General features: G+C 56.5%; 18 protein-coding genes and 3 pseudogenes. 9 read left to right on the plus strand and 12 right to left on the minus strand.

What is annotated here, in order from left to right; all coding sequences use genetic code 11:
• Positions 1-301: 301 nt before the first annotated feature.
• A pseudogene (locus tag ACN0X0_RS16365) lies at positions 302-1,471 on the minus strand (IS1182 family transposase); the annotation flags it as partial.
• Positions 1,472-1,826: 355 nt separating this feature from the next.
• On the opposite strand from ACN0X0_RS16365, the gene ACN0X0_RS16370 reads away from it, so the two are divergent.
• From ACN0X0_RS16370 to ACN0X0_RS16385, 4 genes and pseudogenes are all read left to right on the plus strand, one after another.
• The gene (locus tag ACN0X0_RS16370) at positions 1,827-2,171 is read left to right on the plus strand and encodes a hypothetical protein (protein ID WP_417280019.1); all 345 of its coding nucleotides are present in this window, start codon (positions 1,827-1,829) and stop codon (positions 2,169-2,171) included.
• A 383-nt stretch (positions 2,172-2,554) separates the two neighbouring features.
• Positions 2,555-3,151: pseudogene (locus ACN0X0_RS16375) on the plus strand (tyrosine-type recombinase/integrase).
• A 35-nt stretch (positions 3,152-3,186) separates the two neighbouring features.
• Positions 3,187-4,434 (plus strand): helicase HerA-like domain-containing protein, encoded by a 1,248-nt coding sequence (locus tag ACN0X0_RS16380; RefSeq protein ID WP_417280020.1) that lies wholly within the window; start codon positions 3,187-3,189, stop codon positions 4,432-4,434.
• 376 nt (positions 4,435-4,810) lie between these two features.
• Positions 4,811-5,494, plus strand: coding sequence for a helix-turn-helix domain-containing protein (locus tag ACN0X0_RS16385; protein ID WP_417280021.1), 684 nt, complete (start codon positions 4,811-4,813; stop codon positions 5,492-5,494).
• Between the two features lie 144 nt (positions 5,495-5,638).
• Here the strand turns inward: ACN0X0_RS16385 and ACN0X0_RS16390 are convergent.
• From ACN0X0_RS16390 to ACN0X0_RS16400, 3 genes and pseudogenes are all read right to left on the minus strand, one after another.
• Positions 5,639-6,021 (minus strand): annotated as a pseudogene (locus ACN0X0_RS16390) (transposase); the annotation flags it as partial.
• Positions 6,022-6,030: 9 nt separating this feature from the next.
• Positions 6,031-6,363, minus strand: a complete 333-nt coding sequence (locus ACN0X0_RS16395) for a hypothetical protein (protein WP_417280022.1) — start codon at positions 6,361-6,363, stop codon at positions 6,031-6,033.
• Positions 6,364-6,540: 177 nt separating this feature from the next.
• Positions 6,541-7,692, minus strand: a complete 1,152-nt coding sequence (locus ACN0X0_RS16400) for an HPP family protein (RefSeq protein WP_417280023.1) — start codon at positions 7,690-7,692, stop codon at positions 6,541-6,543.
• 201 nt (positions 7,693-7,893) lie between these two features.
• Here ACN0X0_RS16400 and ACN0X0_RS16405 point away from each other — a divergent pair, with 201 nt between their 5' ends.
• The 5 genes from ACN0X0_RS16405 (at position 7,894) to ACN0X0_RS16425 (ending at position 11,601) form a co-directional block, all read left to right on the plus strand.
• Positions 7,894-8,616: a hypothetical protein gene (locus tag ACN0X0_RS16405; RefSeq protein WP_417280024.1), complete on the plus strand. Its 723-nt coding sequence runs from the start codon at positions 7,894-7,896 to the stop codon at positions 8,614-8,616.
• 525 nt (positions 8,617-9,141) lie between these two features.
• Positions 9,142-10,002 carry a hypothetical protein gene (locus ACN0X0_RS16410; RefSeq protein WP_417280025.1) on the plus strand — a complete coding sequence of 287 codons (861 nt, stop codon included), beginning with the start codon at positions 9,142-9,144 and terminating at the stop codon, positions 10,000-10,002.
• Positions 9,995-10,294: a hypothetical protein gene (locus ACN0X0_RS16415; protein WP_417280026.1), complete on the plus strand. Its 300-nt coding sequence runs from the start codon at positions 9,995-9,997 to the stop codon at positions 10,292-10,294. The genes ACN0X0_RS16410 and ACN0X0_RS16415 overlap by 8 nt, the downstream gene beginning before the upstream one ends.
• A complete protein-coding gene (locus tag ACN0X0_RS16420; protein ID WP_417280027.1) occupies positions 10,281-10,844 on the plus strand; it encodes a hypothetical protein in 564 nt (187 codons plus the stop codon). Before ACN0X0_RS16415 ends, ACN0X0_RS16420 begins: the two co-directional genes overlap by 14 nt.
• 439 nt (positions 10,845-11,283) lie before the next feature.
• Entirely contained in the window at positions 11,284-11,601 is a 318-nt protein-coding gene (locus tag ACN0X0_RS16425; RefSeq protein ID WP_417280028.1) for a hypothetical protein, read from the plus strand.
• Between the two features lie 255 nt (positions 11,602-11,856).
• Here the strand turns inward: ACN0X0_RS16425 and ACN0X0_RS16430 are convergent, their stop codons facing one another.
• From ACN0X0_RS16430 to ACN0X0_RS16465, 8 genes are all read right to left on the minus strand, one after another.
• Positions 11,857-15,822 (minus strand): tetratricopeptide repeat protein, encoded by a 3,966-nt coding sequence (locus ACN0X0_RS16430; RefSeq protein ID WP_417280029.1) that lies wholly within the window; start codon positions 15,820-15,822, stop codon positions 11,857-11,859.
• An 82-nt stretch (positions 15,823-15,904) separates the two neighbouring features.
• Positions 15,905-19,036, minus strand: a complete 3,132-nt coding sequence (locus tag ACN0X0_RS16435) for a type I restriction endonuclease subunit R (RefSeq protein WP_417280030.1) — start codon at positions 19,034-19,036, stop codon at positions 15,905-15,907.
• Positions 19,036-20,175, minus strand: a complete 1,140-nt coding sequence (locus tag ACN0X0_RS16440) for a DUF4268 domain-containing protein (RefSeq protein ID WP_417280031.1) — start codon at positions 20,173-20,175, stop codon at positions 19,036-19,038. The genes ACN0X0_RS16435 and ACN0X0_RS16440 overlap by 1 nt, the downstream gene beginning before the upstream one ends.
• Positions 20,175-21,479 carry a restriction endonuclease subunit S gene (locus ACN0X0_RS16445; RefSeq protein ID WP_417280032.1) on the minus strand — a complete coding sequence of 435 codons (1,305 nt, stop codon included), beginning with the start codon at positions 21,477-21,479 and terminating at the stop codon, positions 20,175-20,177. Before ACN0X0_RS16445 ends, ACN0X0_RS16440 begins: the two co-directional genes overlap by 1 nt.
• Positions 21,476-23,002, minus strand: a complete 1,527-nt coding sequence (locus ACN0X0_RS16450) for an N-6 DNA methylase (RefSeq protein ID WP_417280033.1) — start codon at positions 23,000-23,002, stop codon at positions 21,476-21,478. Before ACN0X0_RS16450 ends, ACN0X0_RS16445 begins: the two co-directional genes overlap by 4 nt.
• The gene (locus ACN0X0_RS16455) at positions 22,995-23,168 is read right to left on the minus strand and encodes a hypothetical protein (protein ID WP_417280034.1); all 174 of its coding nucleotides are present in this window, start codon (positions 23,166-23,168) and stop codon (positions 22,995-22,997) included. The genes ACN0X0_RS16450 and ACN0X0_RS16455 overlap by 8 nt, the downstream gene beginning before the upstream one ends.
• Positions 23,143-24,864, minus strand: a complete 1,722-nt coding sequence (locus tag ACN0X0_RS16460; RefSeq protein ID WP_417280035.1) for an N-6 DNA methylase — start codon at positions 24,862-24,864, stop codon at positions 23,143-23,145. Before ACN0X0_RS16460 ends, ACN0X0_RS16455 begins: the two co-directional genes overlap by 26 nt.
• A 20-nt stretch (positions 24,865-24,884) precedes the next feature.
• Entirely contained in the window at positions 24,885-25,160 is a 276-nt protein-coding gene (locus ACN0X0_RS16465; protein WP_417261789.1) for a hypothetical protein, read from the minus strand.
• Positions 25,161-25,553: the final 393 nt, after the last annotated feature.

Here is a 25,553-nt window from a genome sequence, read left to right on the forward strand (position 1 = left end):
TTACAATTGCAGCCATACCCAAGGCCGCTCCCGCCCATTTTACAACAGCGCTTGCTCCTGGCATAAAGACCACTAGAGTAGCTCTTTCTTGAAAGCCCTCTGTAGCATGCACTGGGATTAGCCGTTCTGGTCCTGCCTTTGGCCTCAAGGCTGGACGTTCTGCGTCCGTACCGAGCATCGGCCGATGGCGGCCATTCGCACAACCTGCAGCGAACTTCCGCTGTCCGCCCATTCTGTGGAAAAACACCCGTTCGCGAACGCAGAATATCGACGGCTGAACATGGCGCGAGCGCCTTTCCTGTCAGGCTTTTTGCGGTTGCTGCGGTGCGGGAAGGATCTTGGCCAGTTTGCGGAGGTTTTGGGCGGTGGCAGCGAGGAGCAATTCGTCATTTGCGCCGCATGGTCCACGTAATCGGAGCCGGTTCAGGCCAAGGATCCGCTTGAGGTGAGCAAAGAGCATCTCGACCTTCTTCCTCAGCTTCATCGAGATCGCATATTGCTCGGTTTTGGCGATCTCGCGAGCGACCTGCCGGGCATCTTCATGCTCTTCTCGGGTAATCTTGCGGGCATCCGCATTCGGGCAGCAGTTCGCTTTTGACGGGCATGCCTGACAGACCTCTTTCAGCGCCCGATAGCGGGCTGTGCCTTTGCCGGTCGGCCCCCGGTTCGGGTCGGAATAGTTCCGGCGGAACTGCTTCAGTTCATGGCCTTCTGGGCAGATGTATTGGTCGCTTTCAGCATCCCACTCGAAGTCGGCGCGGGTCCAAGTTCCGTCGCTGCGCCCCGACTTGTCGAAGACGGGAATGTGCGGGGCGATCTTGCGCTCGACCAACCACCCCAGCATCGGCGCCGTGCCATAGGCGGTGTCCGCGATCAGGCGATCGGGATGGAGGTCGAACCTGGCCTTCACGCGCCTCAGCATGGTCTTGGTCGAACCGACCTCGGCCTGCCGGATTGAGCGCGTGGCCTCAACGTCAACGATGACGCCATGATCCGTGTCGATCAGGTAGTTGTCGGAATAGCTGGAGAAAGCCGGCCCCTTACGGGCCGCGGTTCATTGGCTGGCCGGGTCTGAATGGGACGTGAACTTCGGTTGCACCTCGCTGGCCGCACTAAACGCGGCCTCATCCAGGGTATCCAGATACTCGCGAACGGCGCGGGGCGCGTCGGCAGGATCGATCTGCTTCGCGTCCCATTCCTCCTTTGGCGTCGAATTCTGCTTGTTGGCATCGGCTTCGATGAGGCTCGCATCAACGGCCATGCGCTGGCCGCTGACGAGGCCTTCCTCGATACACCGCACGACGGTCGTCTCGAACAGGTGGCGCAGCAGTTCGCTGTCGCGGAACCGTCCATGCCGGTTCTTGGAAAAGGTCGAGTGGTCCGGGACGCGGTCGCTCAGATCGAGCCGACAGAACCAGCGATACGCCAGGTTCAAATGCACCTCCTCGCAGAGCCGACGCTCCGACTGCAAAATCCCAACCCTTTGGGCACGCACGTCTCATTTGATTAAGCGCCCGATCTAAATAGGATTGCCGGAAACGCCCTAACTTCGTGCGGAACTGTTTTTCTTCGAAGGACTGCTGTGCGGACAAAGGGTAAATACGCGGTAAGTACACCAATGTCCGGTTTCGTGAACCTTTCACAACAACCGATGGTTTGGCTGCGGCAGCTCAGAGGTCAACCCAGCCGCGCCGAGGAGACCTTGCTCATTCTCCGACCCCTCCCTGCCACTTGATATTGAGTTGACCATGCGAATACTATCAATTGCCTTAACTCCGCCATATTCAATCGAGATAATGGCACTCGAAATTCGATAGGCAATTAACATGATAAATTTCTTAGTGGTCGCAGTACTTTCCTTCACTTTCGCCTTGGGTTTGGCGAAGGGCGCTCAGGCAGGTGAGACATTCTTACTTCTCGAAGACGATGAGGAGTTGCTCCCTCCGTATAAGCAGTGGTGGTATGCAACGCCTTCCGATCACATCGTGTACAATGAAACATATGAGGTATTCATACGCGGCGACGGAAAGCGCGGCGATTTCTTCGGTATCCTAGAGGTTGATTGTCTAAATGCTGAAGATTCCGAGTGGCTTGCCACGGGCGGATGGCTGAATTCCGAAAGCGTGCCAACCCGAGCAATCGCCAAGCTGCGCCTTGAAATATGCAGTTGAGGCGATTCAATCTGATCAGATGAAGCACTGAAGACCCTGCGAGTGGCGCGGAAATCTACATATCAGGTTTTGTGACGGATAAACAAACTCTCTCATTTCGGTCAACGAAAAAAGGCTGTTTATTCGCTGCCACAGATACCGTTCAAAACTCAAGCAACTATTGAAGGCCTATGCCCTTCGTGTGAAGGTGGACATTCATTGCGTTCGCAGCAGCAGTCGGTTTGGGCTCACAGCCGACCTTGGATGTGTCGCAGCCTCATGTGATCGATGTCTTGTCAACGTCGGGTTGTCGATGTGGGAGGGCGTGGTGGATCGGAGGTGTTTTGGGGACGCCATAATTGCCGGCCATCCACGCGCTTCGTCCTACCTGGAACGAAGGCCGGATCGCCGGCCAGAAACAGCCGCTCAAACCGAAACACGTCTGGGCAATTAGGGTGTGGCTTAAACTCGCAGAAAAGCATCGCGATCTGGCCCTCTTCAGTCTTGCCATCCACGGCAAGTTTCGTGGCTGCGATTTGGTGAAGATGAAGGCGGTCGATATTTTGGCGTCATGCCAAATCAAGGAACGCGCGTCGATTCTGCAGAGCAAAACGCAGAACCCTGTGTTTTTCGAAACTTTTGAAGGCACTCGAGCATCGTCGGCACAGTGGATGCGGGAGCCGTTTAAGATCGGATCAGAATACCTATGGCCTAGGCGTTTTTACGAACGGCTTTACATCTCGTCCTGCCAGTATGCTCGGATTGTGCGAAAATGTGTGACATCCATTGGCCTCGAAACCAGCACCTACGGGACCCATTCGATGCGGCGCACGAAGGTGAGGTAGCTTTGCAAGAAGAATGGCAACCTCAGGGCAGTCCAGCATCTATTGGGTCACACTAAGATGGAGGACAGGCTGGCCTCAGATATTGCGCCGCAGGTTCCCCCGCGCGCGGGGATAGCCCCGATACGCCTTAATGCCTTGAGACTTGCAAAGAGCTAAAATACTTTCGAAACTAATTCACCGGAGGCCTTGCCATGTCATCTCTCGATCTCGCTTATGGTGCATCCATCCCGCACCGCCTCTTGACCCGCCACATTGGGATTTTCGGCGCAACCGGCACGGGCAAGACAACCAGCGCCGCCGCCGTGGTGGACCGCGCCCCTTGTCCCGTTCTAGTGATTGACGCGAAAGGCGACCTTGAGCGCGCCGGAACGCTCTTGCGCCCTCGAATGCAGATTGACGACATGGGCTCCGATTTTGTGGCGCGCGCTCTTGATCTCACCCCGGCACAATCTGGCGCGCTTGCCATTGCGCTTGCATGGGCGGAGGATACCGGCCGCGCGGTTCACTCGCTCGCCGATCTCCGCAACCTGTTGAATGACACCATGAGCAACGCCGAGGCCCTTGCGGGATCTTACGGTCTTGTTTCCCCTCAATCCGTTGCCGCCATTGGCCGCGCCATTTTGAGCCTTGAACGGTCCGCCGGATGGGCGTTTGGCGCAAGCAGCTTTGACCCGCGTCGGGTCAAGGGGGTGACCGTGCTAGGCGCCGCCGAATTGGCGAACGTGCCGGGGGCTTATGCGGCCTTGTGCGCCCACGTTCTCGATACGCTCTATTCAGGACTCGGCGAACTTGGCGACGTGGCCGCGCCCGGTCTTATGGTCATGATTGATGAGGCACACTTAGTCTTTGATGACGCGCCGCCCGCCCTGGTGCGACGGATTGAGCAAATCACCCGCCTTATCCGGTCTAAGGGTGTCGGACTCATCTTTGTGACTCAGTCGCCCGCCGATCTGCCAGACGCGATTCTAGGACAACTCGCCACGCGGATTCAGCACGGCTTGCGCGGCGCAACCCCCGGCCAGGTGCGCGGGCTTAAGGCGGCGGCGGAGACCATTGGCGCGACCGTGGACGATGTGCGGACCTTGCGCACCGGTGAGGCCTTGTTTTCGGTGGAGGGTAGACAGGCTAAACGGGTGTATGTGCGCCCAGGTACTCTCGAAATGGGGGCCGCGCATGAGCCCGCGACATTCAAACCGCAATCAAATGGACATGGTGGCGCGCAAGGGGGGGCGTCAGGTGATGACATGTTGCGTGAACTGAAGAATGAGCGCGACGAACTGAAAGAGGAAGTTGAGCGCCTTAAAGAACTTCTAAGTTTGAGAAGCGGAAAACCCCCTGCTAATTTCTCCGACGCCGTCCCATACGCCCCCGATCCTTTTGTGCCCATATCACCTCGACCAGCGCCGCGTCGCGGTTGGTGGCAAAAACTTTTTGGTTGAGCCCCCCCCTCTCTCTATATTTCTCCGTTCTACTCTCAAACGCGGGGATAAACCCGAAACAAGCGCCTTCACTCCCAACTAACTCCGATCACTCATCGCATAAACCTAGTAAAAGGTGGCTATCCGGCGCGCACGTGTGATCTCACCTTTCTTCTTGAACTCTGTAATTTGACGAACATTCTCTTGATGTGCTCTGGCCACACTAAGAACTGTATTTTGTCAAACCATTGGTCCAAAAAACCTTTGATGCGCCACCCCCGAGTTGCAGGAGCGGAGATCACACAGGAACTGATCCTCTCAAATCATATTTCACTATTTAATTGATTGTCATATTGTTCGTGATATATATCACACATTCAAACGCAGAGACATAAGTGTGCCAAAATCTTTGAAAAACAAAGTCGTACATCCCGATTTTGCGGAGAGGATGTCGCAGGCGTGCGACAGAAACCCTGACGTTCCTCAACCTAATTACGGTCGACTCAGGTGGTTCACCGAGCAAATGGAAAGCAGCTGCGGGGTGAACATCACGCAGGAAACCGTCAGGAAATGGTTCTCGGGAGAGTCCCGGCCGCGTCCAAAAATGATCGCCTGCTTGTCCTTGATCTTGGGTGTCGATGAGGCGTGGTTGTCTCTCGGTAGCCAACAAGAGATCAGCGATAAGCAAGTGCGCCAGCGCAACGTCAGCGCCGGCGGCGCCGTCAACGTGGTTGCAGGGTTCATCCAACTGCACGGCGGACATCCGGCATTCCCGGCAGCCGACGATGAGCGGGCGAAGAAGGACAAGATCGACCTCTACGCGATCATCAAAGGCGCTCAGTATGCGCTGCACATCGCGATCGGAGACGATAAAGGGTTCATTGTGCCGGCCTCGGCAGAACGTGCCTTGGTGCTTGGGTTCAAACCGGCAGGTGAATTCGACTTCGAACTGGTCGAACTTGACTGGGATAGCGTGACAGAAGTCGGTAAGCGCATTGGAGGTTCTTATATCGTCCCTTATTCGCATTACTGGCGCCCGATTATAAATTTCAAAAATCGCTTGTGGCATCGGAGCAGCTAAAACTGTGTGTATCTGGACTGGTCCATGTGGTTCAGATACTCAGGCGTCGAAGCGCTCGCCGAACATTATGGCGAAGTGGTCGCGGGCTACGAACCATTCTCAGGCATTTCTACAGTCTTTCGCGAAATTGCGGAGAGCCATATATCAACTTGGTTCGAGACTGTGCCGAATTTTGTGCCTGACGCGTTTTGTTAGGCCATGGGGAAGCGGTCTTCGAAACTGATTGCGAACTGGCTTATGCCATTCACGGACCGAACGCTTCCAATCGGACAATGGCGCATTGAGCGCGAGATAGATCAATTTCGCTTCTGCATAGTCGCTTGGGAAATGGCCTCTGGTTCTGACAGCTCGGCGTTTTTTTTGAGTTCAGCGCCTCAAGAGCTTTGTGGTGCAAATTATCCTGCGGACCTTGGGTGGGTAGTCGAGGAACGGGATCACTTCATTCTAGGCCCAGCGCCAACTATTGCTATCGCTGGATACCGTCTTGCGAGATTGCTTTCCTCGAATGCAGTCAGCGCCAGTTCTGCCTCATAGAGCTATCCAGCTGCCGTCTCTCCTCTACGAACGTCCAGCGCCTCGACGACATCATCTACCTGGTAGTGCCGCCGACCATCCACAACGGGCATGTTCGGGCCCGTGCAATTCGCCTCAATGATCTCGACAATCCTCTCCGGCAGGTACTGTGGATCGACAGGCAGTCCAGCCTTGAGCGCTCTGCGGATGATCGACAAAGTGACCAACGTATCCGCTACAACTTCGTCAGCTTCAGTCAGCGCGCGTGCCATCTTCGGACCTTGGGCTGGCTCAGGAGGACCGATGAAGTCCTCTTGCTCTCGCTGGATGTCATCAAAGGTGGGGCGGTCGGTCATGCTTCTCCTGTTGCTCTCTTGAACGGTGGGCCTGTCGGCTATTGCCTTCACGGTGATGATGTCGATGTTGGCGGCCAGGTCAACTCACCCCGGTACGATGGGGCCGCTCGTGTGGCCTACGGCATTGAGATCACCGATCAACGAGATGCAACTTTGTTGACCCTGTGAGCAGGTCCGTCATTCGGCCTTGGCGCGCGCAGCACTCCGGGCCAGCGCCACAACCAGGTCGGTCCGCGTGACAATGCCAACGATCTTTCCGTACTCGAGCACAGGAACGGCGTCTGTATCTCCCTCTGCCATCATGGGCAGCAACGCCCCGATCGGGGTGTCGGTGGTGGCGCGGGGCCCAGCGACGCTCATGATGTCAGCCGCCGTCACGGGTTTCTCCCGCCCCTTGTCCAGCAATCGGCGGAAGGCTGCGCCAAAGCCTCGGTCGAGGCGCAAGGCATCATCGCGGGCCTGGCTGATAAGGTGCATTTGGAAGATGACACCTTGGAAGGTCTGTTCCGTCCCGACGACCGGCAGAGATGTGAAACGATGTTGTCGGAACAGATCTGCGATCTCACCGAGCGGCGTTTCAGGGGAGGCGGTGACGAGGTTGCGCGACATGATATCCTGCGCGGTCAGCGGACCCGAAGACTGTGCTGCGGCCTGAAGCTCGGCAGCTCCGATCAGTCGGGCAAGATCCTCGACCCCGAGGTTGAATGACTGGCGATAGCGTTCAAGGATACCGGTCAGCTCCTCTTCCGAAAGCCCGAGACGTTCCATCGGATTGCGATCTCGTGTCCCGTGGCTGCTGGGATCATCGAACTGTCGGAACGGGTAGTGGCGCCCTGTCAGTCGGGCATAGACGGTTGCCAGCAGGACCAGCGATATTGTCCCAATCGCAATTGGTGACAGGGCGAACCAGAACCCCAGATGCGCGATGGCGTCCGGGGACATGGCCGCGGTCATGGCCACTGCTCCGGCGGGCGGATGGATCGCGCGACACAGGATGGTCGCCGTAATGGCCAGCCCAACGGCAAGCGCGATGCGCAAGGCAGGGTCCGTCACCAAAAGGCAGACCGCAACCCCGACGAGGGCCGCAACAGTGTTGCCGACAATGGCAGACCACGGCTGCGCCAGGGGACTGTTGGGTACGGCGAAGAGCAGAACCGAAGAGGCACCGAAGGGCGCGACGAGATAAAGGCCAAGGTCCAGATCGACGACTGGCGACAACAGAAACAAACCAGTCAACGCCAACCCAATGAGCGCACCAAGGCCCGCGCGTAGCGCCTCTCTGGCTGGTACATGGGCCACAGCCGGGCCGAGCGATCTCAGAATATGCAATGCGATGCCTCTGTAGGAATTTTTGCTGAAATTTTCACCGGTTTGCAAAAAGGTCAACCTGTAGGGCCCTTAAAGAAAACATGGCGTATGATCAGACTAATGCGGTGGATAGCGGGCGCAGCCGGTACGTCCCTCTGCGAGGTGAAGATTTGCTTGGGAAAGTGTCTGGTCAGCTTCTGTCGCCGATGACAAAATCGGTCCATGATCGAATTTAGCAAGCTCACTAACGACCAGCCCGCCCTGCAGTTGTCTCCGTTGCTCCGGGCAGCGCACCGCACCATGCAGTATGCCGCCGAGAACAATGGTATCGGCTTGACCGCCACGAAGGCATTTCAGCGCAAGTTCGTCCACTGGGCTGTGGAGCATGTCGACTGGCCGGGATACGGGCCGGAGAAGGCCTTCAAAGTCAGCAAGGTGGTCAACGAGTACGAGTTTCCACCGATCCAGATTGTGCATTTCTTGTTGCTGCAGCGGAAACTGGGGCGTCACTACAAGGGCAAGTTTCTTCTGACCAGGAAGGGGAAGGACCTCCTAACAGCCCGCGGCGTACTCTTCGGCGAATTGATCCCGTTCTTCCTGCTCGAAGTTGATCACACCTCATACGGTCGTCTGGATGAGCGCCCTTTCGGCACATGGGAGGTCTGGCTGAACGTAGTGAATGTCGAACTGGAGCAGGGGCTGACGGAAAGACAGCTGTATGGTCTATTCTATGGGGATGGGCCGGATTGGGATAATGCCGGATGGCGAGAACTCGCGGCGTTCTCCAGCTACGTTCTGAAGCCCTTGGAGTGGGCCGGGTTGATCTCGGTCCATGAGGTTGAGGGTGGCAGTCGGCGGGACTGGATGTGCTTCAAGACGGCGCTTTGGAGCGAGGCATTGCGCCTGGCGACTGATCGGGAGGTCAGGCCGGTGAAAAGGCATTGACAGGTACCCGCCACCGGAAAAGCTCTAAGACAATCAACTAGCACACAAGTTAAATAGTGATGCACCAGTTACAGCCATAGCTGGCAGAGCGTTAATCTCGTCCATCCCGTGTTGATCCCGCGACGTTCAGCCGCCTCCTTGACCGAATACATGCTTGCCGACCGGCACGGTGAGACCCCGGCGATGAAACTCGGACTGGCCAAAGGCTAAGTCTACGTCTGTGACCTGCTGGCGTTCAGGTGACATTCCAATGCCGTTGACCCAGCATGCCCAGATGCCACACTGATGTGTCATCTGATGACCTACGCCCGGTTGCCTCCATTAGATGTACCCCAGCCTTCGTGGATCTCCTGCAGGGATGAGGCATATTGGGGCGACAATGACTCAAATGTTTTGGGTAGTTTTTATCATACCTCCCTTTACTTGCCGCGCCTAGCGCGCACAAATTGAGGCATACTCAATCGGAGATGAAAAATGCCTCACATTCAAGGAAGTCGCCTGAAATTCGAATTTGAGAAGCTCGGTATGAACAAGTCACAGTTCGAAGAAAAGCATAAGCTTGGCCGCAAGCAACTTGGGGAACACCTAAAAAAGCCCGGCCGTATCGAGGTTAACGAGAACACCGCGCGGATTTACGAGCGTGCGTTCGGATGTACTCTCGAGGACCTTCAGCGCGCCCCTGCCACGGAGGAACGCAAGAAGTCCAGGCCGATGGGATGGAGGCGCATTGCTTTCCCCATGTCGGACAATGATCGGATGATCCTCAAGCTGACGGCGCTCCGGTACAACGTCGAAGTAACGACGATCCTGCGGATGTCCGCGGCACTGTTCACGATTGTTGCCGAACTTCAACTCTCCGATCGCCGTCGACAGGTTGCAGAAATGCAGGCACAGCTCGACGCTTTTCCGACGGGCCTCGGGCATCTGGCGGCTACGTCTCACGGCCAAGGACAGATAATGGAGGCCTTGGCTTCCGAGCAGGCCGCCATCAAAGCACGCGACCTTTCCGGCTCCAGCTTCTTCGACCACGAATGGGGCGAAAGCTATGAGGGTTCCGGCGATCTGTTCGGGGACTTCCTTGAGCAGAAGCTCATGGAACTCGCTCCCGACATATACGAGCACTCAGGCGGCTCACCGTGCAGCGACCTCTTCGGCGACGTGATCGACGACCTGAGCCAAGATGATCCATTGGGGCGCATGGTGCTGCTGAAGGGGGACGTCCAGCCTCAAGACGTCATGAAACTCCCGGCGGACGAGCGTATCGCGTATCTGCATGACCATTGCAGGGCGGAAACGCGCGCAGCCTTCGAAGAGCATGAGGCCTTTCTGGCTTCACTCGAACTTGATTTCGACCTCGGATCCGACGAAAGGGAAGATGATGCTTGAGCTCAAGGTGACGAACCACGCCGAAATTCGCAGGCAGCAGCGGGGCTTCAGGAAAGCCGACATCGATGTCCTTGTCGCATTGGGTGAACCCTGCGGCCACGATGGTTATCGCATTCCGCGTCGTGCTGCACAGGATGAAATCCAAAGGCTGAAGGCCCGCATTCGCCAGATCGAACGGCTTTCAGAGAGCATCGCAATTGTCAGAGGGAAAACGGTGATCACCATCCACCATGGTGAAAATCGCGGGTCCAATGGCAAGCGCCGTACAGGAGGAAAAAATGCAGGCAACTAACAAGAGCGATGATCTCATCACCATTCGACTTCCCTTGCCGTTCGTGCATGGGCTCCTGGCCTTGACCCATCTCCTTGATGAGCGTGTCATCGACGCACTGCGGGATGCAGTCAGCGCGCCTCGAGCCGAGGGGGCAGCAATCGTTCAACGCCCGGAAGAATTCGACACAGAGCCTGCTCGAGGAAAGCGGTCGGCACCCATCACTCATAACGCCGAACTCGTGGCAACTGTACTCGGACAGATGGTGGTAGGCGCGACCCTGCCTGACCTGTTCGGACGATGTGTTGATCTGATCTACAACCTTGATCCAGCATCGATCGAGAAATTCGCGGAGCAAAAAACTCACGCTCGCCGTTATGTGGCAAGACGCCGTGAGGATATTCACTTCAAGTCACCGAGCCTTGTTTCAGAGACGCAGATGACAGAAACAGGCTGGTGGATCAGCAAGAATGTGAGCGAAAAACAAGTGATTTCGGCTCTGCGTGTTTTGGCTGATACCGCAAATCTACATTTTGGTGAGGATATCGCATTCCCGTTAAGGAGTAGTTGACTGGGAAGCTCTGAGTGCAGCGGAAAGAAAAGCAATTTGGCAGATAATGCTCAAATTATCGAGTGACGCTTGATGAAGCCTGGCCCCGGCACCTGATCGAATGAAGCCCTTGCAATGGGCCGGACTGATCTCGGTCCATGAGATTGAGGGCGGTAGCTGGCGGGACTGGATGTGTTTCAAGACGGCACTGTGGGATGCATCGAGCCTCGACACGGATGAAATGGCGCAGAGGGCTACGCAGCACTGATACTTTTCTCTCGGGTTCCAGATAGGCCTCAGTTAAGGCTGCAGCGTGCTGACTGAGGGGGGATTATTATATGTAAGTGTTTCCCGTTAATCTTCTTGTTCCGAATGGGTTATCCACATTTGAATTGGTTCGACTTATATGTGGGCGACCGGCGCCGTGATATCATCCTGTCAAACTTGAGAGGATATGAGCATGAAAAAGATTGTGGCAATGATGGCCGTGGCTATTTCAGTTCTGATTTCAGAGAAGTCAGCTGCAGATGGTGTGGATAAGTCTGCGTCATGTGAGTTGGTTGGAGAAACTGCGGCAATGGTGATGCAGGCTAGGCAATGGGGCGTGCCTCTTTCTGACGTCATGTCTTTATTCGATCCGGATGACATGCCATTTGCCTATTCATTTGCAATCATAGCGTATGAGATGCCGCGTTATTCGAGTGATTACCAGCGCGAGAAAGCAGTATTTGAATTCGGTGACTGGGTCCAGTTGCAGTGTTTTAAGAGAAGGCAGTGATTTCATTTTCCATAACACGTTGATAATTGATCGCGTCGAAATGTACGCTGGCGACAGGGAGAGATATAGACCGGTCGCCCTGGTTTCTCAGCTCCGATGTGCCCAGCCGATCACTCCGAATTTTACATATGGAAACGTCGTTGTCCTCATAGGCGGCGAGCACGCGCTCGTCGGTAACTTCTGCCGAGACAGCCATCTTCAGGGCGTCTTCGCATTTTCCCAGTCCTTTGACCCATGGCGGCACGGTGCTGGATTTTATGCACTTTCAGGTTGCAGTTTCGGGCAGGCCAAGTTTACGCAGTCACCAATTGTATTTAGAACAGCTCTTTTGTGATTTCGATTGATCTCAAGGGCAAGAAGACCTGGGGAGACGAGGTGGGTAGTGCTCGACAGGAGCGGAGGAAGCTTGATCATCCGGGCGTTTCTCTGTGCCCTCGCGACTGCCGCGGCAACTGAGTTCTTCAGCATCTCGATCGCCCGATCTTCACCCAGACGCGCTGATAGCTCCTCGAACATGAAGGCAGCATAGGCGACACAGAGCGCGCCGTCGTCCTCTTCAGCCCAAAGCTCCAGTAGACTGGATCCGATCAACTGAGCAATGCTCCAGGGGTCGTTCGTTGGCAGGGCGAGGTGATCCAGGAATTGCTTCAACCAAGGCGATGCATCCTTGCGTTCCCACTCGAACTGCGTGGTGTCTCCATCGACGCTGACGTATCGATAATTTCCTTCCATCATTGCTCCAAGTGCATCCGAGTACGCACTTTGGGAAATCACGGTCTTGTTGCGTGCGATTTGCAGTACGACCTGACTCCAAGCAGATGGAATGCCGTCGAGGCTCGCAAGTAGGCGTAGAGCGGTGTCGTCTGCCAGCAATGTCCACCCTCTTTCCTTGGCTACCACCAGCGTGTCCACGAAACACGGGCCCACCTTTTCGAAAACAGCTTCGAAATCCGGATGAAGGGCGGTGCCTTCTTCAGGCATGGCAACTTTTAGATCTCTCGCCAGCCCCAATGTTCTTTCGAGGTTCGACAGGAGTAAATCGGATGCTTCTTGGGACATCTCCACGATGTGGGTTCCATGATCGTCAGCAACAAGACTTCCTCGGTGTTCTGCGCCTCCAATGGCATCTATCCTGGCTTGGTAGGCTTCGTGCAGCAAGTCGATGCTGCTCTGGGTAATGTGCAAGTCTGGCCAAGCTTGAAGAAGGCTATCGGCAAAGCCGAGGGTCTGGGCACCGTAGAGGGTAATGGGATCGACGATCAGGCCCGGCGCAGCCAGAACCGATTGCGTTGCTGCCTTCCTTTCGACGGCGTTGCCGAGGGCCATCTTGATCTTGATGGTTCCATGGTGCCGCAAGAAATCCCAGAAATCGAAGACCGTACCCCCGCCAGCGCTGGCGAGGAGCGCTATAGGGGCTTTCCCGGATTCGTAAGCTTCCTCGATGCGCTTCACCTGCTCTGCACGCGATCTGGCGCTGTCGAGGATAGGTCGCAAGCTGCCTTCGACATCATTCTCGTCAAACCGGAGAGCACCAAATATTTTACTCTCCGGAAATAGCCGCTCAAAGTCTTTCTGTGACCGGTGGTGCGCTTGCACGTATTTTGAGAGCACTCTCGTGATTGTGGCGTTCTGCTTTCCGATGGCAGAATCCATCTCGAAACTGTCACCGACAGATTTGCCCAACAGACGGAGCGCCCATGGATCATTTGGGGCAATCTCATCGCGATCGGCTCGGGGATCGGGGGCTGTTTCTATAATTTTTGCAAGTGAGTCAGCGTGATCGCGTGACACGACCACGGCTGTATCCTTCTCGACGACTTGGCGTGTGAAATCGACATGACGACCAGACCTCCCGGTAAGGATCAAGCCAACCATATAGCCAACATGTATCTGGGCGTCGTCGTAGCCGTCACGCAGCGCCCGGTATCCGATCTCGAGAGCCTTGTGAAAATGGTCCGTGTACTGGTCGAGCTTGTGTGCGAGGTGCATACGCATGCGTGGGTCGCCGGTCACTTCGATCGGCACAGTGTCGAGATACCGGATGATTGCCGAGGTGTCGGGTAGGCGCTCACAGATATCGATCCAGCGAGCTCGGTCTTCCAGGGTTTCACCCCCTGTGCCGAAAATCTGTTGGAGTTCCTTTCTGGCACCCTTCAAGTCACCAGCACATTGGAAGATGACTGCGCCGATCCTGCGCATGCTGGCAGTTTCTTTGATGCCAGCCTCGACTTTCCCGTATAGCTCCCGGGCTTCACGGATCCTGCGGCTGTTCACCAGAGTCTGGAGTGCCATCCGAAGCTGGGGTGTATCGGATTCAGGACTGCAGAGGCTGAGATAGATATCTGCGGCCTCGGAGTTCCTGCCGGCCTTGGCGAGGGCATGAGCCGCGCGGTCCCGAGCAAAACTGTTGGTCTCGCGCTCTGCCAATTCGGCGAGGTGATCAATTACCCCGGGATCATTGAGTTCCCCGGGATGATTGAATACGAAGCAAGCCAGAAGCAGGGCGGAATCCGGGTATTCTGCCAGGACTTCGTGGGCGACATCTTGAAAGAGGTCAGGGTCGATCTGTGCTGCAGCCAGTATGCGGCAGTTGCCATATGCGATACGCAGACCGGCGTCCTCGGTTTCGCGATACAGGACGTCTGCACGTGCGAGCGCATCTGCCGGAGCGCCTGTATGGATTTTTGATTGGAGGAGCACGAGTTCGTCATTGGGATCCAGGTCGTCTTTCGGAATCCTTGAGAGAGCGTCGGTGACAGCGTCATCCTCACCTTTGTGCATGTGGTACGCCGCTCGGAACCGGAGGAGCTGTGCCGTCTCTCCAAATTTCTGGAATGCTTCTTCAAGAAGTTGCGCCGCCCCGGTTTCGTCACCGAGCATCAGGGAAGCAGATAGGGCGTTCATGACGCAGATTTCGGCCTCCCGGGCCCATCCGCTTTCCTTTAGCAGGTCCCAGGCAACGAGAAAGTGCTCTCTCGCTTCCTCGACGATCTCAATGTCGCCTTTTCGCATGAGCCTGAGGCTGCGGATGTCTTCTCGCTCCGCGACCTCCTGAAATCGGAGGTAGCCGGCATGTGCGCGTACGCGCCAATTTTCGGGATCCCGATTGACTGCATCCTTGACCAGGCGGCGACAGTCCTTGACGTGCCCGGCTATCTGAGCGTGTTCCGCAATGGCGAGTAGGAACTCTGGAATCCGCTGAAACTGTTTTGGAAGCTGGTCTTGGAGATCCTGCCATGGCGTTTCCGCAGGTGCGGTCTCCAAAAAGACTCCGGCAGCCCGTTGTTGCGGTTCGGGCATCGCCATGGCGTGGGCGGCCAGTTCTGCTGCCTTCTCGCGATTGCCTGCAATGGATTCGGCCGCCGCAAGAATGGATAGCGCCTCGGATGTATCGGGGTACTCATCGTGAGCCTGACGATACCAATCTACAGCTGCATCCTTATCGCCCATGGCGAAATAAGCTGATCCGAGATTTGCTTTGATGCGGAAGCGGTTCCGAGAACTCGCTTCGCGACCTTCGGTTTCCAGGAGCCTTTCAAGCCGGGAGATGGCCGTTTTGGCCGGGCTATCATTGAGAAGATCGGCCGCATCGGTGATGCGCTGACCAAGCGCGTCATCGGATGGATTTCGCTCCGGCGCAGTCGAGGCGGAGCGAGAGATGTCACGGATCTCGGCCGAAAGCCCGGATATCTGCCGTGTCAGATCCTTATGAACGTCACCCAGGGCTTCCGTCATCTGAAGGTCGGCGATCGTCGACACGCCCGAGCAATGAATTGCTACAATGCGAGGATGGCGATTGAGAACAGCCTTGATCTCTTCCCACCCCATCACATCGACTTCGAAGAGACGCTCCTTGCGGTTTTTCTCGTTCAGCTCGCGTGCGACTTCCTGTATGCGCGCATCATTTGGGGCAGTCGTGGCAAGGATGAACCTGTCGAGGGGTGGACGGAAAGACTTAGCCTTTTCGACCTCCTCGCGAAGCTCCCTCTCTTTAAGAGCTTTTTCAATACCTCCGGATCGGCCCTTGCACTGAATACCCACAAACTTGTTGTGGTTCCGGTCTGTGCCGTAAACATCGACGCCGTTCTGCGGCTGGCCCGAACGGCCATTGGCACGAGCGTCATCTGTTTTCCATTCGCTCTCGAATAGGTCCTTGGTCAGTCGTTCGAACGCCTGCCAATCAGAAGGAGGAGGGATATCTACACTCGTGACGTTGACCATGCTGCTCTTGTCTTCATTTCTTTTCTTCAGGTAAATTGGCCCGGCAATGCAATATCCTCTTGCATCATCATTGCCCCCTCTCTCACGCAAATTCCTTTGCCAAAACTTCCGCCTGCTGCAGAACCTTCTTCACGGATTCCGCCTGCAGATCTGGCGGGAACCCGTGTTTCTTCAGGATCCTGCGGATCGTGACCCGCATCTTCGTCCTGACATTCTGCTTGCGCCACCAATCCACCGATGATGTCGCCTGTACGGCGTTCACCAGCTCCTGGGCAATCACCCGCAATTCCTCATTGCCCATGAGGTCGCGCGCACTCTCGTTCTGCGCCAAGGCATCGTAAAAGGCGATTTCCTCAGCGGTCAGACCGTCCTCTGGCTGCTCCTGGAGTTGTCGCGCCATATCGATCATCTCTTTGATGACCTGCACCGCGTCGATGCTGCGGTTGTGATACCGCGCCATGGCGTCTTGCAGGCGCTTGGAGAAGGCCTCGTTCTGCGTCCTGTTGGTCCGGGTGCGGGCGCGGATCTCGCCATTCAGAAGCTTCTTCAGGGCTTCTACAGCCAGGTTTTTGTGCGGCGTATTCTGCAGCCCCAGAAGGAAGTCTTCTGACAGGACGCTGATGTCCGGTTTGTCGATGCCGGCGGCCTCCAGGATGTCGATCACTTCCGTTGAGGCCACGGCTCGGTTCAGCAGTTGTGAGATCGCCAACTCGGCATCTTCTGCAGTTCGGGCCGTTCTGGTCGATGCATCCATTTTGCGAATGGCGGACTGGATCGCGACGAAGAAACCGACCTCATCCTTGGTAGCCGCGGCTTCATGCGTCCCGGCGGCAATACGGAAGGCTTTCACCAGTCCTGCGACGGCTTTCATGAAGCGCTTCTTGGAGTCCTCGCGGTTCACCGCCTCCTTGCCGTCTACCTTCAAGGTGAGGGCATGCTCGATCGCAATCGGCAAGATCTTGATCCGGTCGGCCGCCGTCCCGTTCACCGCATCCATGTAGGGAACGGCGAAGAACATTCCGCGCATGATGTCGAGCTGGGTATGCAGGGCATGGACCGCCTCATCCTGGCTGACGCCCGTTTGCTTCTGATCGGCATTCGAATAGTGTTTCAAAGCCTTCTTCAGATCCGCCGCCAACCCGATGTAGTCCACGACAAGGCCGGCGGGTTTGGAGCCAAAGACCCTGTTGATCCGGGTGATGGCCTGCATGAGGCCATGGCCCTTCATCGGCTTGTCCACGTAAAGCGTGTGCATGCAGGGCGCATCAAAGCCGGTCAGCCACATGTCGCGCACGATCACGAGCTTCAACTCGTCCGAAGGGTCGCGATAGCGGGTGCGCAGGGTTTCAAGACGTGCTTTGGACCGGATGTGCGGCTGGAATTCTGCCGGGTCCTGGGCGGCACCAGTCATGACGACCTTGACAGCGCCCTTGGCATCTTCATCCGAATGCCAGTCAGGGCGTGCGGCCACGATACGTTCATAGATCTCGACACAAATCCGACGAGACATGCAGACGATCATCGCCTTGCCGCCATCCATGGCTTCCAGGCGTGCATCGAAATGCGTCAGGATATCCTTTACGACCGCATCCAGACGGGGCTCCGCGCCGACGAGCTTTTCAAGCTGTGTCCACTTCGAAGACATTGCGCCGCGGCTCGCCTCGTCGAACTCGACACCGTCCGCCTCGGCTTCCTCGATGATCTCTTCAAACTCGGCATCGACAATTTCGCCAATGTCCTCCGCCAATTCGATCTTGGCGACGCGGCCTTCATAGTAAATCGGCACAGTCGCGCCATCCGACACCGCCTGGGCGATGTCATAGACATCGATGTAATCCCCGAAGACGGCTTGGGTGTCTGCTCCCACAAGGTCGATGGGCGTTCCGGTGAAGCCAACGTAGACCGCATTTGGCAGCGCCGTTCTCAGATGGTGGGCAAAGCCGTATTTGGTTTCACCGGTCTCCCTGTTCACCTTGGCGTCGAACCCGTACTGAGACCGGTGGGCCTCGTCGGCAAAGACGATGACATTGGAGCGATCGGTCAGCTCGCCGAAGTCAATCTCCCCTTTCGGCGGGCGGAATTTCTGGATGGTGGCAAAGATCACCCCGCCCACCTGGCGGTCGGCAAGCTTTCTACGAAGATCAGGTACATCTTCGGCCTGAACCGGCACTTCCCCAAAGAGGGCCGCACAACGCGAGAAGGTCGCGAAGAGCTGGTTGTCGAGATCATTCCGGTCCGTGATCACCACAAGGGTTGGGTTCTCGAGCCGGGGATCGCGCATCAGGCGGCCGGCAAGGAACGACATCAGAAGCGACTTTCCAGAGCCCTGGGTGTGCCACATGACTCCGCCGCGCCCATCTTCGCCGCGGGCGTCGAGAACGGCCTTCACGCCTTTCCTGACAGCGTGGAACTGATGGTAGCCGGCAATCTTCTTGATCGGGCCTTTGCCCTCGTCCTCGAATACCGTGCAGAACCTCATCATCTCCAGGATGACATCCTGGTTGAGCAGGCCCTCCATCAAAGTCTGAAGAGCAAGAGCCGTTCCATCCTCGACCAGCGTTTCGCCATCGATGGTGCGCCAGCGCATATAGCGATCGAAGTTGGCCGAAAGAGAGGCGTAGCGTGCGGTCACCCCCTCGGAGATGACGTTCAACGCATTGGTGCGGAACAGATCCGGCACCTGGGACTTGTAGGTCTCGATCTGGTTATAGGCGCCTTTCAGGCTGCCGGTTTCAGTCCCCTTTAGCTCAATGACGATGATCGGCATGCCGTTGAGGAAGATGATAACGTCGGGCCGACGGGCGGATTTGCCGACCACCTCGAACTGATTGACCACCAGCCAGTCGTTGTTCTTGTTTTCCCAGTCTACGATACGCGCGATGTCGCTTCGCTGCTCTCCCCCTTCGAACCAAGATACGGGCACGCCTCCGACGATCACATCATGGATACGGCGGTTTTCAGACAGAAGATCACCTGCGAACTTGGTGTCGCGGATTTCGTTGATCGCTGTGCGGACCGCGTCATCCGGCAGATGCGCATTCAACCTGCGGATCGCGGCCTCTAGGCGGCCGAGGATCAGCACGTCATGGAAGCTGTCACGAACGGGATCGTCGGCTTCGGGTGAAAGGGCCGAGCCGTGAAGATAGGTGAAGCCGAGGCCCTGGAGTTCGCCCAAGGCCCATTGTTCCAGATCGTCTTCGGATGCAAAGGCCATCAGCTTTCCTCCGGTGCTGGCAGTGTCGCCGGGATGTTGAGCTGCGTTGCGCGGGTCCGCAAAGCTTGTTCCAATCTCTGCATATTTTTCGACATCCAGATTGCCATCTCGGGCCAGGAGTCCTGATTGAAACCGTCAAATTCCTCTGAGTGAACGATCAGGCTCTGTTTATTCTCGTCCATTCTCCTCCAGACCAGGCGCTCCCCAAAATCGGCTTCGATTTCATCTTTTTGGGCGTGGAGTTGATCAAACAGCCACTTGTTTTCGGCTTTGTCAGGGCGATCGAGACTGAGCTGAACACGCGCTTCCTTCCGGAGAAAAATCAACTGGAATGAGCAAGAACTGATACCAAAACCGGCACTCAGCCAGTGACTGCGTGTCGGGCTGATATTGGCGAAAAGGCCGACACCGTCCTTTCGGAGTTGCTCCAAGGCGATTTGCCAAAAGTCGATGCGCAGACTGTGCCTTTGCTTTTGATTGTCTTGCGCGGCCTTCTCTTCGTTCTCCTTGGACGACATCCCGATCATGAAGTCTGCCGCTTCTGGTGTGGGGATGATCTGTTGGACATCAATGATCAACTCATCGCCGAGCATGAAGGGCGTGACCTTGAAGCATTGCGCCCGAATGCCACGGCTCAATAGCCACAAAACGGTCGCCGTTACCTCGCGCCTGAAGTTGGCTGCGATGAAGATCATCCTCTGGTCGTTCCCGGGGTTAAGCACGACCTCGCTCAGGTCTTCGACCTCCATGAACTCACAAATCTGTTCCACTGCGTTGCCACCCCCGCAATACCGGTCGAGGTATTGCTGATAGATCGTGACAATGTCGGTGGTCTTGAGTGGCGAGACATAGGCAGTGTATTTCAACGCCTGCCAGGTGACATCGCGCCCGGAGTCGTCGAGCTTGTTCTCGATGACCACGAGGTTCCCGTCCTTGTCGAGCGCCAGAAGGTCGAGACGCTCGCGTGTCTCGTCGAACCCGTCGAACTCCTTCTGGATGATGAGGAGCTCTTCGCCCAAGGCGTCAGGCTGGTTGGCCAGCCATTCTTGCAGGTGATCCCTCTCCCGCAGGTTGAGATCGGAAAACCGTTTTTGAACAAGACGGGACAGGCGGTTCTGTGTGCGGTCAACGCGGAACATCAGGCAACCTCCTCGATATGTTCACGTGCTTCGCCGACGCGGAGTTCGCCGGACATGAGTTTGGGCAGGAGGCTGTCGCGAAGGGAGGCGAGTGTCTTGGCTTCGTGGACGCCTTCAATGATCCGTGCCCGGGCAGGAGCCAGGGTCGCCTCGAATGCGGTCGCGACATCTTCGCTCGGAATGACAATCTCGTAGCGTGCCATGTCTTTCCAGTTGGTGCGTGGCATTCGTGTTCCCGACGAACCTGCGTTGGTGTGTTCGACGAATTCGTCTGAGGAGATGACCGAAAGGACAAATGCGCCCCATGCAGATGTTGCAGGACGAACGACGATGATGTCTGTCGAGCAAATCCCATCGACTGGTGAAATGCCAACCTTATGAAAGTAGGGCCGCAACTTGCCAAAAAGGAAGTCACCTTTGGACATGGCCGACTTCTGGCTGCCAATGTCGCCTGCTGATCCCCAGTCCCCAAGAGTGATGCATCTCTTGGGCATGTGTTCGAGCCCGATATATGGCGTAGACGGATCGATCTGGTCTGGCTTCACCCCAGTTCTCGGATTAACGGCGATATCACCGAGGCATCCATGGACCCACCCCTCCGGCAGCCCATCCTCCCCAAGCCGATCAGGGAAGAGCGCGGCGGTGGCCTCGTCCATGAAGGCGGGCTGGCGGCCTTCCATCTTGGCATGCACTGGATCGAAATCGACAAACCAAGACCGGTAAAGGCTGCGGGCCATCTCTTCAAGCGTGGCCGACATGCGGCGGTTTAGTTCGATCTTGTCATCGAGGGCGCCAAGGATGGAGGCGATTTCGCGTTGTTCGGACAGGGGCGGGATGCGGAACTTGTATTCCTTGATTCTACCCGCACTCAAGTTCTGTTGAGCAGCCCCGATAGCTGATCCCTTGATCTGCTCGCGTTGTGAAAGGAGAAGGTAGTAAACAAATCTTGGAATGCTCGTTCTTTCATCGATCACCATCGCTGCGCATGCTTGGTTACAGGCCATGGGTCTCCTGATTATCCCAAGTTGGCCGACAGTCGCGCCATACATTGCCATAAGGACAGTCCCTGAGGGCAGAAGTTTGGCAGAAGAACTGTCAAGCCCATCTTGAGAAATGTGCTCCTCAGTATCATCGATAGGACAGTCAAGAAGTTCCCCGGTTTTCACCCACGGAATTCCTGGTCTTTCATAGAAAGTCTGGTTCTTTCGACTCGGGGTTCCTCCGCTCGTAAAGCGCGAGCAGACATCGGCGACAGTTGTAAGGGGCCAGTCGGACGGTGCAGTATGTGCTTGATTGAGTTTCATACCAAGCCCCCCAGCTTCGCCTCGATCTCAGCCTCCAGCCGCCGCCCCTCGGCAAACTGCTCGCGCAGATCCCCCATCAGGCGTTCGAACTTCTCCTCAAACGGCTCCCCGTCATCCTCAACTGCCCCGGCACCGACATAGCGCCCTGGCGTCATGACGAAGTTGTGCTTGCGGATCTCGTCCATCTCGGCCGAGGCACAGAACCCTGCCTCATCCACATACATGCCTGCCGATTTCTCCCCGCGCCACGCATGATAAGTGTCGGCGATCTTCTTGATCTCGTCGTCCGAAAGCTCTTTCTGCTTGCGCGATCCGGGAACCAAGGCGCCCATCTTGCGGGCGTCGATAAAGAGCACCTCACCGCGACGATCGCGCAGCTTCTCCCCATTGGCCGTGCCGTTGGATTTGTCCTTGGCAAGGATCCAGATACAGGCCGGGATCTGCGTCCCAAAGAACAGCTGCCCCGGCAGAGCCACCACGGCATCCACCGCATCGCCCTGCACCATGGCCTGACGAATGTCGCCTTCGCCGGACTGCATGGACGACATCGAGCCATTGGCCATGACCACACCGCCAATGCCGTTGGCGGAAAGGTGATGATGGATATGCGCCATCCATGCAAAGTTGGCGTTGCCGACTGGCGGGGTGCCGAAGGCCCACCGCTGATCCTCGCGCAGCATCTCGCCGTTCCAGTCCGAGATGTTGAACGGCGGGTTCGCCAGGATAAAATCGAACCGGTCATCTGGGAAGGCGTTCTTCAGCAGCGTGCCTTCGGGGTTCCAGCGGATATCACCAAAGATCCCCCGGATAGCGAGGTTCATGCGCGCCAGACGGAAGGTGGCGGGGTTGCGTTCCTGCCCATAGACCGCGATGTCATCCACACGTCCCTGATGGGCAGAGATGAACTTTTCCGATTGGACGAAGAAGCCGCCGGAGCCGCAGCAGGGGTCGTAGACGCGCCCATGGGTCGGCTCCATCATTTCCACCATAACCGAGACGATTGAGCGTGGGGTGTAGAACTCGCCGCCGCGCCGTCCTTCAGCTGTCGCGAATTCATTAATGAAATATTCGTAGATGCGTCCGATCAGGTCGAAGTCCGATCGGGTGCCGTGAAGCTGCAGGTTGGTGAACATCTCGATCAGGCCGGTGACGATGGACCGGTCAAGATCGGCTTTGCCATAGACCTTGGGAAGCGCGTCCTTCAGCGTGGGGTTCGACTTCTCGATTTCGCGCATGGCGTCATCGACCTGCACGCCGATGTCATTTGCCTTGGCGTTGGCTGCAAGGCGGGACCAGCGGGCCTTTTCCGGCACCCAGAACACGTTTTCGGCGGCGTACTCCTCGTGATCTTCGAGATCAATGTATTCGTCTTTGGAGAACTCTTCGCGCTTGGCTTCGAAAGCCGCTGAGACATACCGCAGGAAGATCAGGCCCAGGGCCACATGCTTGTACTCGCCGGGATCCATGGCGCCGCGCATTTTGTCAGCTGCGGCAAAAAGGGTCTTTTCAATCGTGTCAGCCATTTTTCTCTATCGGTCTTTCATTTTTTAATATTTTCGCCTGGCTCAAATCCACAGTCCGGCCTTCAACTTCAATGTAGGGGGCGACCCCAATAGATTGAAATGGTTTTCTGTCGAATACCTGTGGATACTGCTCCTCTTGTTCAGCCGTCAGTTCGCAGGAGGTCATGCGGCCATCCGCGGCTGCGCACCTCTTTCAGTTTCATCTTCATCTCATCGATCTCATCGAAGATCGCTTGCCGCTCTGCAAAACTCTCCTCAATGGACCGCACGGTCTCTTCATCCGGCATGGGGATCGCAAACCCTTTGAGGTCTTTCATCGCAAGGGTCTGGATGGCAGCGCCGCCGGCAATCGACTTGATGTATTCCTGGACGGTGTCGTTCGAGAGGTACTCGTAGAGTGCCAGGCTGCTCATGTTCACGCGCTTCTTCGGGCGCAGGATCATCAGAGACTGACCAGCCGTCCAGATCGTGTCTTCCCCTTCACGCGGGACATCATCAGGCACCAGGCCCACGACACCGATGGTGCCTTTGATCGACAGGAGTACGTCCCCGGGGCGGAGCTGTTGGTTGAAGGCCTTGTTGTACTTCGCCCGATCGACGGTGATCTCCCGCTTGGGCGTTGATAGCAAGCCTCGTTCATTCACGTCGCCGGGCGCAGCCTCGAACAAGGTGTATTCTCCCTCCTCATCAGCAGAGATCGTGACTGGGCGGACCAGGTCAACCACCTCCGAGAGTTCGGCTACATCGGATTGGGCCAGCAGCGCATCGATTTGTTCACGCGTGCCGACGTTCAGATACCGCTCCGGCACCAGAACGGTGTTGTTCTCGAGGATCTCGTCGCGCGTCACATCCCGAGCGAGTGTCCGGTCATCCGGTGTCTCGCCCTTCAGGATGTCGCACCAGGAGACGTCATCCAGAATTTCCGCGCGGCCGCGGCGGCCTTTCTGAGACAGTTTCCCGTGCCCAAGATCAATGAAGCGCACGGCACTGGAGGCCGCATCTGCGGCAGAGATGACAAGAAGGCTGGTCTTAACCCAGGTATTGGCAAACATCATGCCCGACGGCACACTCATGACAGCCTGCAGGCGGCCGCTGTCGAGCAGGGCGCGTCTGGCAACGGGCTCGGTCCCAACCATGCGGAACAGCTCCCCCTCTGGCACGCACAGAATTGCGCGGCCGCGGGTATTCTCGATGACATCTGCGATGGAAACGGTTTCAGCATTGAGGCGTGCTTTCCGCCCTTCCTGAAGCCCCAGAAGCCCGAGTGTGCGATGAGGGATCGCTTCCAGCTGCTTGATAGGCATACCAAACGGGGGAAGTACGACTTCGACGTCCGCATCATCAGATCTTCGGCGCTCCCAGGGCCATGCGAGCTCGACCGCGATGATGTCCTCCAGGTCGAGCGCCTTGGCCATGTCCTTCATCAACTGGCATTCTCCCTCGTTGATCCAGGTGAACCGGACGCTCGGGGTTTTCCCTGCAAGTGACATGCGATGTGCATAGGTGAGGCAGGGTACGAAACTTGCCACATGGGAGAAACGCACGCTCATCGCCCCATCGATCATGTCGATGATCTGCTCTACCGCTTCCTCGCGGAGCCAGCCAAGATCAGTTCGCTCCGCCTCGGGAGACGCGAAGAAACTGGTCAGGGTGCGAAAGCGTTCCACAGGCTCCAGGGCCAGCAGGGCCTTCGCTGACCCTTCGAGGAGCGGCAGAACCTCCCTGTGGCGGGGCTGGCTGACTGTGATTTCGTCCATTGATCCACCGGACTTCAGATTTGCGGCCATGGCGACGAGAAGCGCGTAGGCCTCTTCGGGTCGCATGGCGTCACGCGTTTGGTGGAGTAGGTCTTGGATTTTCATGCTTACCTCAGAGGTAGGGCTTAACTATTTTGGGCGAGCTTAGCGTTAAAGCTGTTCTTGTGGTAGGCCGTAATCAGGTGGTCGCCATCTGCCACCACGACGATGCCGCCCTTCTTGCGGGCGTCCGAGAGCATCTTCAGCCTGCGCTGAAGGTCACTCATTTCCTTGTCGATGATCTTCGAGGAGAGAATGATCTTGTCGCCCTCTATATCGCCGAGGTCGAGCGTCAGATCGATCAGGTCCTTGCGGATGCCGCGCTGGTTCATCCTGGTGGTGATGTGCTGGGTCATGTGCATGGGGTGTCTCCGGGGCTCGTAGGTAATTTATAGGCTTAGTAGAACATTACTGTCAAGAAAGAAATCGAAAGGCATAGTGTAATTATTTTTCTGGCCTCGTCACTGTCTGACGTCAGCATCAAGCCACATTCATGAGAGACGTGCTGCTTGTATGTCATTTTGATTAGAGACTTCATCGCGAAGAGCTCAATGTGAAGTGGTAAGTGGGGGCAGTTTATGTGGCGATTTTCTGAACTTTGATGCGAAATTTGAACTCAGACGTGGCTTCAATATTGAGAACTGTTGCTTCAGTTTACTTGCATGAGGAACGTCATAAACAATCTTAAAGTCTGGTTCGGGGACTTTCGAGGTGAAGTCCCTAACGCTCAAGTCATTCGCGCTTCAGAGGCATGA

The sequence above is a fragment of the Celeribacter sp. genome, from assembly GCF_048270365.1.
GTDB lineage: Bacteria > Pseudomonadota > Alphaproteobacteria > Rhodobacterales > Rhodobacteraceae > Celeribacter.

Excerpts from the sequence above, each read along its gene's own strand:
- ACN0X0_RS16370 (WP_417280019.1), top strand. The coding sequence starts at position 1,827 with ATGATAAATTTCTTAGTGGTCGCAGTACTTTCCTTCACTTTCGCCTTG.
- ACN0X0_RS16380 (WP_417280020.1), top strand. The coding sequence starts at position 3,187 with ATGTCATCTCTCGATCTCGCTTATGGTGCATCCATCCCGCACCGCCTC.
- ACN0X0_RS16395 (WP_417280022.1), bottom strand. The coding sequence starts at position 6,363 with ATGACCGACCGCCCCACCTTTGATGACATCCAGCGAGAGCAAGAGGAC.
- ACN0X0_RS16405 (WP_417280024.1), top strand. The coding sequence starts at position 7,894 with ATGATCGAATTTAGCAAGCTCACTAACGACCAGCCCGCCCTGCAGTTG.
- ACN0X0_RS16410 (WP_417280025.1), top strand. The coding sequence starts at position 9,142 with ATGAACAAGTCACAGTTCGAAGAAAAGCATAAGCTTGGCCGCAAGCAA.
- ACN0X0_RS16415 (WP_417280026.1), top strand. The coding sequence starts at position 9,995 with ATGCTTGAGCTCAAGGTGACGAACCACGCCGAAATTCGCAGGCAGCAG.
- ACN0X0_RS16420 (WP_417280027.1), top strand. The coding sequence starts at position 10,281 with ATGCAGGCAACTAACAAGAGCGATGATCTCATCACCATTCGACTTCCC.
- ACN0X0_RS16425 (WP_417280028.1), top strand. The coding sequence starts at position 11,284 with ATGAAAAAGATTGTGGCAATGATGGCCGTGGCTATTTCAGTTCTGATT.
- ACN0X0_RS16430 (WP_417280029.1), bottom strand. The coding sequence starts at position 15,822 with ATGGTCAACGTCACGAGTGTAGATATCCCTCCTCCTTCTGATTGGCAG.
- ACN0X0_RS16435 (WP_417280030.1), bottom strand. The coding sequence starts at position 19,036 with ATGGCCTTTGCATCCGAAGACGATCTGGAACAATGGGCCTTGGGCGAA.
- ACN0X0_RS16440 (WP_417280031.1), bottom strand. The coding sequence starts at position 20,175 with ATGTTCCGCGTTGACCGCACACAGAACCGCCTGTCCCGTCTTGTTCAA.
- ACN0X0_RS16445 (WP_417280032.1), bottom strand. The coding sequence starts at position 21,479 with ATGAAACTCAATCAAGCACATACTGCACCGTCCGACTGGCCCCTTACA.
- ACN0X0_RS16450 (WP_417280033.1), bottom strand. The coding sequence starts at position 23,002 with ATGGCTGACACGATTGAAAAGACCCTTTTTGCCGCAGCTGACAAAATG.
- ACN0X0_RS16455 (WP_417280034.1), bottom strand. The coding sequence starts at position 23,168 with ATGACCTCCTGCGAACTGACGGCTGAACAAGAGGAGCAGTATCCACAG.
- ACN0X0_RS16460 (WP_417280035.1), bottom strand. The coding sequence starts at position 24,864 with ATGAAAATCCAAGACCTACTCCACCAAACGCGTGACGCCATGCGACCC.
- ACN0X0_RS16465 (WP_417261789.1), bottom strand. The coding sequence starts at position 25,160 with ATGCACATGACCCAGCACATCACCACCAGGATGAACCAGCGCGGCATC.